Genomic DNA, 8,387 nt, shown 5'->3' with positions numbered 1-8,387 from the left:
TATTGCCTTTAAATTCGCTCTGTAGACTTTTTCAGCAAGCCCTACTTAATCCGAATTTTAAAATTAGGATGAAAATTGCAACGTTTACACATCCTTGCTTTTGAACATAACACAAGAATCGTAACAAAAGTTAATCAAATAAGGTGTGACGCTTTGCGTCACACCTTATTTGATGTTATAGCCCCGCATACCATTCGTAACCAAGATCTTCCCAATAGCCGCGTTTTTTGCCAGGCACACTCGTAAGCTGAATTCTGGTTACCCATTTACTGAGCTTATATCCAAGTTTGACAGGTGAGGCTAGACGTAGAGGCGCACCAAATTCTGGTGTGAGAGCTTGCCCATTCTTTTGATATGCCATCAGGGTTTGAGGATGCATCACCGAGTCAATATCCCAGCTTTCGTAATAGCCATCCGCCGAATAAAAATATACATACTTGACTTGAGCAGATGGCTGCGCGATCGCAATTAAATCTCGTAGTCGAACTCCTCCCCATTGCACGATCGCTGCCCAGCCCTCAACGCATACATGACGGATAATCATGCTTGTAAATGGAGATTTTTGGAGATCTCCCATACTCAGACTCAAGGGATTGTTTACTTCACCGTCAATAGTGAGGCGATAAGTGAGAGGGTTAATCGCTGGCGTACCACGAAAACTATTAATAATTAATTTCTCTGGTTCGATCGCACTAATTGGAAATTCTGGTACTGGCTGCTGCGGTTTAAAAATTAATGACTCAACCTGCTGGTTTAATGGCTCCGACAGACTTCCCACCAAACCTTCAGCAAGGCTACCAAAGCCAATCGTAAGTAAACCTGCACCTGCCAGAGTTAAAAAGCGGCGGCGGGGCACTAAATCAGTATTATCAAACTCAAGCTCTGAGTTTGGTTGTTGTTCAGGTTCTTGTGACATAACTTAAATATAGCAAAAGCGGCGCTTCGCGCTGCCTTTGCTATAAAAGCCGCAAAGGTACTTATTCCCAAAACATTGAATCAAGTAGGCGATCTCCACCCACTTTTCGACCTAACTGTGAATGAATACCACCTAGGATCAGCGTAATTGGCACTGCCATAAAGTGCGTGATTCGCAGAGGCTCCCAGCCACCAAAACTATCAACAATCCAATAAAACTGAGCAGGCTTGTACATTCCAAGTCCCGAAAAAATTGATAACAACAAAATCGGTATCAGCAAGGTGTAAACCAACCGATGCCAAGCATAATTTTTGCGCTTCTCATTTTGACTAACAACCAATGCTTTTATATCTTTACCACTCATGTATCGATGTCGCCAACGTCGTGTCAGTAAGACATAAATTCCGTACCACAACAAGTTCAACGCAAAGATCCACATTGTCGCAAAGTGCCAATGCCTGCCACCTGCTAGCCACCCACCTAATCCCAAAATTGGCGGCATATGAATACCGCTGCGTCCACCAAATACTGGGTTGGCATTATAGATTTGTAGTCCGCTCGTGATCATCAAAAATAAACTGACAAGACTTACCCAATGAAAAACTTTAGCTGGAAAATCTTGATAGAGCTTGTGATTGATATTTTGAGTCGGCGATCGCATGACCACTCCTAATTAACTTTTGCTTAGATCTTAGCCGAACGTCTCTAAATCTCAATTTGCAAAAAAAAAGAGGTGACGTTTTGCGTCACCTCTTTTTTCAGTAAATACTACTGAGGCTTTTTGGTTTCCTCAGCAGGCTTAGCCATAGAGTCAGCAGGCTTATCAGACTTCATTGCATCAGCAGGTTTGTCAGACTTCATTGCATCAGCAGGCTTGTCAGACTTCATTGCATCAGCAGGCTTGTCAGACTTCATCGCATCAGGCTTAGCCATTGCATCACCAGCCTTATCTTTGTCAGCAGGCTTATCAGATTTCATTGCATCAGCAGGCTTAGCATCAGGCTTAGCCATTGAGTCGGTCTTAGGAGCATCAGCCTTATCTTTAGCAGGGGTAGCAGATGGAGCCGATGTCGTGGCTGGAGTAGCTTTAGGCGCTGGGGTTTCGGTAGCACAAGAAACTAGCCCAGCAGACAAACCAAGACTGGCAACGATCAAGAGAGCTTTCAAGTTCATAGTTGTAATTTTTTTCTGTTTAGTAATGGATCTAACTAATTTGTAAGCAAGTAAATATATGTAGTTTTTGTGGAGGAGCCTGCGTATAATTACTCACGAGATTATTCTAGGTTAAATAATTGTTAATTAATAACTTAATTTTTGTAAATTTGTAATTTTTATAGCTGACTAATGGGCTAAATCATGCAAAAGCCTCATTGTGTAAGGAAATGATTAAAAGTATACCTATAAGAATTTTTGAACTAATAATTCGAGGCGATCGCCTATCTAGCTCAGATTACGATCTATTAATGGATGAATCAAGAAATAATAGTGATTATTTTTGTGCATTAGATATAGGTGCTTTGGACTTAAACACATTTAACGAAATAGTTGATCAGCGATCGCAGCTTCTAAGATCGGTTTATCCAAAAATTTCACAGGTTTTAGCCATTCACAATATCCAAATTGATCCACCATCGGCAGTACTCCCTTTGCTTTGGCATTATTGGCTACCCCTTGCTCAAAGCCTAGCTAGCCAGCAAGAAAAAATTGGCAGAACCTTTATCCAAGGCTTATTAGGTGGACAAGGTACTGGCAAAACCACCTTAGGAATTGTCCTTAATATCCTGTTGGGACATCTTGGCAAAACTTTTCTGAGTATTTCTCTTGACGATCTATATAAAACCTATGCTGAACGCCAAAAATTACGCGATCGGCATCCCGATTTTATTTGGCGAGGGCCACCTAGTACCCACGATGTAGACCTAGGGATTCAGGTTTTGCAGCAACTGCGCGATCGTCATTTAGGCAACTCACAACTAATCGAGATTCCTCGTTTTGATAAATCTCTGCATAATGGTGCAGGCGATCGCACCGAGCCTGAAATTTCTCATGCAGCAGATATCGTTTTGTTTGAGGGCTGGTTTGTGGGGATGTGCCCTCTACCAATTTCGGCACTTCGTAATTTTGTGCCGCCAATTTTGTCAGAAGGCGATCTTGAATTTGCCCACGAATGTAACGCCAATCTCTATAATTACCTGCCACTCTGGGAATACTTAGATAGTCTAATTGTGCTTGTGCCTGAAGATTACAAGTACAGTCTGGAATGGCGAATCGAAGCAGAACATAAACTCATTGCGGCTGGCAAATCAGGCATGAATGATCAAGAAATCACCCAATTTGTCGAATATTTTTGGAAAGCGCTACACCCTGAATTGTTTATGCCCCGCATGATTAATCGAGAAAACGGTGGCTCATACGCGGATTTGGTTGTCGAAATATCGCGATCGCACTTACCAACAAATATTTACAGCCTTTTGCAAGCAAAAGGAAACCAGAGTATTTTTTAAAAGGCTTGCTTACCAAGCCTTTTAAAAAATACTCTGGATATTTCAAGTGGCTATACTCCAAAAACTAAGGGTGATGCTTTGCATCGCCCTTAGTTTTTGCGTTTTATCGCAATCAATCGGAGGGAATAGTTTATTATGTTGATACAAATAAAATAACCATACTGGTTTGCCATTTCTGAGGCGGGTATTTGTTCAGATTACTTTAAGTATTTGAGTAATTACCTAAGTCAGAATCATTTATCATAAATTAAAATTAAGAATCGTTAAGATCTTACTCACTACATAGATTTAAGGAACATTTGCAATGGGATTACCCTGGTATCGAGTGCATACAGTTCTCCTGAACGATCCAGGAAGACTGATTGCCACGCACCTGATGCACACTGCTCTCGTAGCAGGGTGGGCAGGCTCGATGGCGCTTTATGAGCTAGCAATTTTTGACCCCAGTGACGCTGTCCTCAACCCCATGTGGCGGCAAGGTATGTTCGTAATGCCTTTTATGACCCGTCTTGGCATTACCAACTCTTGGAGCGGCTGGACAATCACTGGCGAACAAGTAGCTGACCCTGGTTTTTGGTCTTTTGAAGGTGTAGCTCTAGCGCACATCATCCTCTCTGGTTTACTCTTCCTTGCTGCTATCTGGCATTGGGTAAACTGGGATCTCGAACTGTTTAGAGATCCTCGCACAGGTGAGCCAGCTTTGGACTTACCTAAAATGTTCGGTATTCATCTATTTTTGTCTGGCTTACTCTGCTTTGGTTTCGGTGCATTCCACCAAACAGGTTTATTTGGACCTGGTATGTGGATCTCTGATGCTTATGGCTTGACTGGACATGTTGGTCCTGTTGCACCCGAATGGGGACCCAACGGATTTAACCCCTTCAATCCTGGCGGTATCGTTGCTCACCATATTGCTGCGGGTATTGTTGGCATCGTTGCTGGACTATTCCACCTGACCGTGCGTCCACCAGAGCGTCTTTACAAAGCGCTGCGTATGGGTAACATCGAAACCGTACTATCCAGCAGTATTGCAGCAGTATTTTTCGCTGCTTTCGTTGTCGCTGGAACCATGTGGTACGGCTCGGCAGCAACCCCCATCGAATTGTTTGGTCCTACTCGCTATCAGTGGGATACCAACTCTTTCCAACAAGAAATTTCTCGCCGTGTCCAAACCGGCTTGAATTCTGGTTTGAGTGCTGAAGAAGCTTGGTCGAAGATTCCTGACAAACTCGCTTTCTATGACTATGTTGGTAACAGCCCTGCTAAAGGTGGTTTGTTCCGCGTCGGTCCAATGAACAATGGTGATGGTGTTGCTCAAGGCTGGCAAGGGCACCCAATTTTCAAAGATGGTGAAGGTCGTGAACTTAGTGTTCGTCGTTTGCCTAACTTCTTTGAAACTTTCCCTGTAGTTCTCCAAGACAAAGATGGTGTTGTCAGAGCTGACATTCCTTTCCGTCGTGCTGAATCTAAGTACAGCGTTGAGCAAACTGGCGTGAATGTAGCCTTTGTTGGCGGCGCGTTAAATGGCAAAACCTTTACTGATGCTCCTTCGGTTAAGAAGTATGCTCGTCAAGCTCAGCTAGGCGAAATCTTTGAATTCGATCAAGAAAAGAATAATTCTGATGGTGTGTTCCGTACTAGCCCTCGTGGTTGGTTTACCTTCGGTCATGCCGTATTTGCGTTGTTCTTCTTCTTCGGTCATATTTGGCACGGCGCTCGTACCTTGTTCCGCGACGTTTTTGCTGGTGTTGACCCAGAAATGAGCGAAGAGCAAGTTGAATGGGGCGCATTCCAAAAAGTTGGCGACAAAACTTCACGCGCTGTTGAGGCATAAAATTCCATGGAAGCTCTCACTTACACTTTGATTTTTGCTTGTTTGATTGGTTTGTTCTTCTTTGCAATCTTCTTCCGCGAACCTCCTAAGGTTCCCTCTAGCTCTAAAGATAAGAAGTAAATAAAAAAGCCCGCCTAAGCGGGCTTTTTTATTTGCAAACCCAAAAATAAGAGGGGGTAATTTATGAATTACCCCCTCTTATTTTTGGGTTTGCAAAGCCTTGTAGTGTAAATTTCTATTAGTCGTCAAAATTAATTCTGTATGCCTTATTACATTTCACCGCGCTTTTTGGATAAATTAGCTGTCCATCTTGCTAAGAACTTCATGAAGCTGCCTAATGTAAATGTACCGCTTATTTTGGGTATTCATGGTGGTAAAGGTGAGGGGAAATCATTTCAATGTGAGTTAGCTTTTGAGCGACTCGGCATTGAGCCAATTAGAATGTCAGGTGGTGAGTTGGAAAGCCCCGATGCAGGTGATCCTGCAAGGTTGATTAGAATGCGTTATCGCGAAGCGGCGGAGTTGGTGAAGGTGCGGGGCAAGATGTGCGCTCTCTTGATTAACGACCTAGATGCGGGGGCGGGACGGGTTGATAGCACAACGCAATATACAGTCAATACTCAGTTGGTCAATGCGACTTTGATGAATATTGCCGATAATCCTACCAACGTACAGTTACCTGGGAGTTATGACAGCAATCCGATTCGGCGTGTGCCAATTATTGTGACGGGGAATGATTTTTCGACTTTGTATGCGCCGTTAGTACGTGATGGACGGATGGAGAAGTTTTTCTGGATGCCCGATCGCAGCGATCGCATTGGGATTGTCAGTGGCATTTTTGCGCCCGATGGGATTCCCCAATGGGAAATTGAGCGCCTTGTAGATATGTATCCCGATCGCTCAATTGATTTCTTTGGCTCACTGCGATCGAGCTTGTATGATGAGCAAGTGCGTAAGTTTGTCTATGAAATTGGCTTAGATCGCTTGTCGTTGCGTTTAGTCAATAGCACTGAAGCTCTACCCGAATTTCGTCCACCAAGTTTTGACTTGAGAACTTTGAAAGAAGCAGGCGATCGCTTGTTAGCAGAAGGCGATCGGGTCAGTCAGCGTAAGCTCATCCAAGAATATATGCCTGTGGGAAATATTCATTAATGCCAAACCTGTAGAGTTGCGCCCCGCAGGGGCGCAACTCTACAGGTTTGGGTAGTTTGTTTTGCACAAGTATTATTGATGGTTACCAGAGTTTGAAAAAACGTTTAGATGTTTTATTGGTTGATTTAGGGCTTGCACCATCTAGGGAGCAGGCTCAAAAGTTTATTCGGGCTGGTTGGGTGCAGGTCAATCAGCAAGTGATTGACAAGGTTGGTACGGAGGTCAAAGACGATGCAGCAATTTTGGTGAAGCAACAGTCGCCTTTTGTGTCCCGTGGTGGTGAAAAGCTGGCTGGTGCGATCGCTACATTTGGTATAAATGTTCGCGATCGCATTTGCTTTGATGGTGGCATCTCGACAGGCGGGTTTACGGACTGTATGCTCAAACAGGGAGCTGCGAAGGTATATGGCATTGATGTCGGCTATGGACAGGTAGCTTGGGGAATTCGCAGCGATGAGCGGGTAGTTTTGCGCGAGCGCACTAATTTAAGGCATCTCAAACCCGATGATTTATATGCTGATGGCGATATCGTTCCCGATTTTGCAGTGTTGGATTTGTCGTTTATTTCGCTGACGAAGATTTTGCCAGCGTTGTGGAATTTGTTGCGATCGCCTCGCGAGACTTTACTGCTAGTCAAGCCGCAATTTGAGGCGGGTAAAGGGCTTGTTGGCAAAAATGGGATTGTACGCGAACCAAAAATTAGAGCCGATGCGATCGCGCAAGTTTTGCAATCTGCTCAAAGTCTCGGTTGGCACTTTCAAGGTTTAACGCCTTCAAGTATTCAGGGTCGAACAGGTAATCATGAGTATTTACTATGGCTAAGCGATCAACCATCAGAAATAGTTGCGCCTAGTTTTGAGGAGATTTTAGAGATTGCTCAAGACAAAATGTAAAAACCCAAAATTGTAGCGGTGGGCTTTGCCCACCGCTACAATTTTGGGTTTTTACATTAAATTTCTTATTATTCAAAACTGATAAATTACGGCAAAATAGCGGGATTAAATCTATACAACCTATAGCTTTCTATCAATCATGAGAAATTACCAACCTAGCAATATTGCTCCATCACAGGGTGTTGCCATATTAGCTGCCTCTTCTTTAGTCTCAGGTGTAGCGATCGGCGGGGCAACTGCATTTATCGGTAAATTTATTTACTTCATTGTTCTATTCCCATTGGCAATGGGCTTTGCTACAGGTAGTGTACTGGGATTTGCTGTTAAAAAAGGCAAAATTCGGAGTCCGATCACTGCTCTTGGGTTGGGGCTTTTGGGTGGACTTGTCACCTATGGGTCTCTGATGTATGGGCAGTACATGAATTTTCAGCAGGAAACTGCAACAATCATGGAGCGTGAATATAATGTTAAAGATAAGAATCTAGCAAACGAGCAAATTAACGTATTTTTGCAACAGGAGACGGGGTCTTCAGGGTTCGTGGGCTTCTTGAAAATTTCGGCAAAAGAAGGAATCACCATTAGTGGGAGAGGAAGTAGTAAAATCACGATCAAAGATAATTTTGCTTATTTGCTCTGGTTAATCGAGTTGGGAGTTGTCGGTTTCTTGGCTGCTTCCATTCCTTTTAAATCTGCAAGTGAACCATTCAATGAAGAAGCTAATGAATGGTATGGTGAAAAAAAATGGGTTGGCAGTGCAACAGAAGAGTCTAGGGACGAACTCATTCGGCTCTTAAATATGGATGATATGGCAGGAGCTGCCGCTTTATTATCTAATCCGACTACTGATTTACCGACTCCCCGTATTGATGTTTATTCCCAATCCTGTGCTGACGTGCCTTTTAGTGATTCTGTAATTATAGTTAGCTATGTCTCCACCAATGCGAAGAAACAATTAGAAGTAAAAGAGATCTTGACAGGATTAGTTTCCGAATCTCAGCGATCGCAACTTGTTCCTCAAACATCTGCACCAACCCCTGAAACTCCAGAAGCCTAAATTTTACGATCAAACCCAATAGAGTTGCGGCGCG

General features: G+C 43.5%; 8 protein-coding genes and 1 pseudogene. 6 read left to right on the top strand and 3 right to left on the bottom strand.

Translation table 11 applies throughout. The annotated features are described in order from the left end of the window. Nucleotides 1–175: 175 nt before the first annotated feature. From APA_RS04015 to APA_RS04005, 3 genes are all read right to left on the bottom strand, one after another. Nucleotides 176–916: a molybdopterin-dependent oxidoreductase gene (locus tag APA_RS04015; RefSeq protein WP_201321033.1), complete on the bottom strand. Its 741-nt coding sequence runs from the start codon at nt 914–916 to the stop codon at nt 176–178. A gap of 61 nt (nt 917–977) precedes the next feature. Continuing rightward, nucleotides 978–1,577 carry a cytochrome b/b6 domain-containing protein gene (locus APA_RS04010; protein ID WP_201321032.1) on the bottom strand — a complete coding sequence of 200 codons (600 nt, stop codon included), beginning with the start codon at nt 1,575–1,577 and terminating at the stop codon, nt 978–980. A 107-nt stretch (nt 1,578–1,684) separates the two neighbouring features. Continuing rightward, the gene (locus tag APA_RS04005; protein WP_201321031.1) at nt 1,685–2,089 is read right to left on the bottom strand and encodes a hypothetical protein; all 405 of its coding nucleotides are present in this window, start codon (nt 2,087–2,089) and stop codon (nt 1,685–1,687) included. A gap of 209 nt (nt 2,090–2,298) precedes the next feature. Here APA_RS04005 and APA_RS04000 point away from each other — a divergent pair, with 209 nt between their 5' ends. The 6 genes and pseudogenes from APA_RS04000 (at nt 2,299) to APA_RS03975 (ending at nt 8,353) form a co-directional block, all read left to right on the top strand. Next, nucleotides 2,299–3,420, top strand: coding sequence for a glycerate kinase (locus APA_RS04000; RefSeq protein ID WP_201321030.1), 1,122 nt, complete (start codon nt 2,299–2,301; stop codon nt 3,418–3,420). Between the two features lie 304 nt (nt 3,421–3,724). Next, nucleotides 3,725–5,254 carry a photosystem II chlorophyll-binding protein CP47 gene (gene psbB, locus APA_RS03995; protein ID WP_201321029.1) on the top strand — a complete coding sequence of 510 codons (1,530 nt, stop codon included), beginning with the start codon at nt 3,725–3,727 and terminating at the stop codon, nt 5,252–5,254. Nucleotides 5,255–5,260: 6 nt separating this feature from the next. After that, nucleotides 5,261–5,374 (top strand): photosystem II reaction center protein T, encoded by a 114-nt coding sequence (locus tag APA_RS03990; protein WP_201321028.1) that lies wholly within the window; start codon nt 5,261–5,263, stop codon nt 5,372–5,374. Between the two features lie 141 nt (nt 5,375–5,515). After that, a pseudogene (locus tag APA_RS03985) lies at nt 5,516–6,382 on the top strand (AAA family ATPase); the annotation flags it as partial. Between the two features lie 116 nt (nt 6,383–6,498). After that, nucleotides 6,499–7,299 carry a TlyA family RNA methyltransferase gene (locus APA_RS03980; protein ID WP_201321026.1) on the top strand — a complete coding sequence of 267 codons (801 nt, stop codon included), beginning with the start codon at nt 6,499–6,501 and terminating at the stop codon, nt 7,297–7,299. 139 nt (nt 7,300–7,438) lie between these two features. Further along, nucleotides 7,439–8,353: a hypothetical protein gene (locus APA_RS03975; RefSeq protein WP_201321025.1), complete on the top strand. Its 915-nt coding sequence runs from the start codon at nt 7,439–7,441 to the stop codon at nt 8,351–8,353. Nucleotides 8,354–8,387 lie beyond the last annotated feature (34 nt).

It is taken from the genome of Pseudanabaena sp. lw0831, from assembly GCF_016584665.1.
Lineage (GTDB): Bacteria > Cyanobacteriota > Cyanobacteriia > Pseudanabaenales > Pseudanabaenaceae > Pseudanabaena.
Note: the sequence above shows the minus strand (reverse complement) of the source record. Positions and strands in the feature narration are given on the sequence as shown.

Excerpts from the sequence above, each read along its gene's own strand:
- APA_RS04015 (WP_201321033.1), bottom strand. The coding sequence starts at position 916 with ATGTCACAAGAACCTGAACAACAACCAAACTCAGAGCTTGAGTTTGAT.
- APA_RS04010 (WP_201321032.1), bottom strand. The coding sequence starts at position 1,577 with ATGCGATCGCCGACTCAAAATATCAATCACAAGCTCTATCAAGATTTT.
- APA_RS04005 (WP_201321031.1), bottom strand. The coding sequence starts at position 2,089 with ATGAACTTGAAAGCTCTCTTGATCGTTGCCAGTCTTGGTTTGTCTGCT.
- APA_RS04000 (WP_201321030.1), top strand. The coding sequence starts at position 2,299 with ATGATTAAAAGTATACCTATAAGAATTTTTGAACTAATAATTCGAGGC.
- psbB (WP_201321029.1), top strand. The coding sequence starts at position 3,725 with ATGGGATTACCCTGGTATCGAGTGCATACAGTTCTCCTGAACGATCCA.
- APA_RS03990 (WP_201321028.1), top strand. The coding sequence starts at position 5,261 with ATGGAAGCTCTCACTTACACTTTGATTTTTGCTTGTTTGATTGGTTTG.
- APA_RS03975 (WP_201321025.1), top strand. The coding sequence starts at position 7,439 with ATGAGAAATTACCAACCTAGCAATATTGCTCCATCACAGGGTGTTGCC.